Source organism: Streptomyces sp. NPDC002130 (genome assembly GCF_040296465.1).
Lineage (GTDB): Bacteria > Actinomycetota > Actinomycetes > Streptomycetales > Streptomycetaceae > Streptomyces.
Genome location: NZ_JBEOXI010001054.1, coordinates 1 through 1186, shown reverse-complemented (window position 1 = coordinate 1186; position 1186 = coordinate 1). Strand labels below are relative to the sequence as shown.

2 protein-coding genes and 1 pseudogene are annotated in these 1186 nt (G+C 62.1%); 1 reads left to right on the top strand and 2 read right to left on the bottom strand.

The features are described 5' to 3' along the window. Both ABT116_RS48325 and ABT116_RS48320 read right to left on the bottom strand, forming a co-directional pair. A pseudogene (locus ABT116_RS48325) lies at positions 1-93 on the bottom strand (DNA-binding response regulator); the annotation flags it as partial. Positions 94-218: 125 nt separating this feature from the next. Further along, positions 219-677, bottom strand: coding sequence for a carboxymuconolactone decarboxylase family protein (locus ABT116_RS48320; RefSeq protein ID WP_095973441.1), 459 nt, complete (start codon positions 675-677; stop codon positions 219-221). Positions 678-723: 46 nt separating this feature from the next. On the opposite strand from ABT116_RS48320, the gene ABT116_RS48315 reads away from it, so the two are divergent. Next, the coding region (locus tag ABT116_RS48315) for a GntR family transcriptional regulator (RefSeq protein ID WP_502984098.1) at positions 724-1186 on the top strand (463 nt) is incomplete at its 3' end.

Below are 1186 nucleotides of genomic sequence, written 5' to 3'. Positions count from 1 at the left end.
CAGGCGCAGCACCTCGGTCTCGCGGTCGGTGAGCCGGGGCGCCTTGGGTTCGCCGGTGTCGGCGGCGGGGGCGGGTTCGGAGGCCAGGCGGCGGTTCAAAGATTCAGTCGGTTTTGTTCACAGCAGAAAGCAATCTTTTGGTCCTCTTTGGAGTGATTGCCCAGATCTCCGACCGAGACAGCCGGTCGCCGATCGCACGTGACGAATGCGGCTCGGGGTCAGCTCCGTACCGGCGGCGCCTTCCTCGTGGTCACCGCAATGCGATTCCACGCATTGATCGTCAAAATGACGCTGATGAGCTGGGCCAGTTCCTCGTCCGAGAACTCTGCGGCCGCCTCGCTGTACACCTCGTCCGGAACGAAACCGTCGGTAAGGACTGTCACGGCCTCGGTCAAAGCGAGCGCGGCTCGTTCACGATCGGAGTACATCCCTCGCGCCTCTTCCCACGCGTTCAGTAGGTAGAGCTTCTGCTCCGTCACTCCGACCTTCCGAGCATCACGCGTATGCATGTCCAAGCACCACGCACAATGATTCAGCTGCGACGCGCGCGTGAGTACCAGCTCGACGAGCGTCGGCTCCAGCCCCTTTCGCGCAGCGGCATCCAACGCAATCATGGCCTTGTAGACCTCGGGCGCCAGCTTTGCGATATCCAGTCGTTGTCCTGTTGCTGTAGTCATACTCAAACCGTAATCCCGGAAAGACCCCGAAACATGGTTCAATCCGGTGATGAATTCATGGGCCAATCTTGGGTTCGATCTACATATCGAGTTGCCACAGGGAATCGGGGTTCGCACTGCGCTGCTTCAGACCCTTCGCGACGCGATCGACAGTGGACTGTTGAAGCCCGGCACCAGACTCCCACCTTCCCGCACACTCGCAGTCGACCTCGGAGTTGCCCGAAACACTGTTGCGGACTGTTACGCCGAGCTCGCCGCAGCTGGGTGGCTTGTCACACGGCCGGGTTCCGGAACCGTGGTCGCCACGCTCGCCAGCACACACAGTCGCGAGGTCGAGCCGTCACCGACCCGACGGCGCTTGACCTACAGCCTTCTCCCCGGATCGCCGGACGCGTCGGCGTTTCCCCGCACTGCATGGATTTCGTCCGCCAGACGTGCTTTGACCACCGCGCCGACCGACGCATTCGCGACCACTGATCCCAGAGGCCGAGTAGAACTCCGAAACGCCC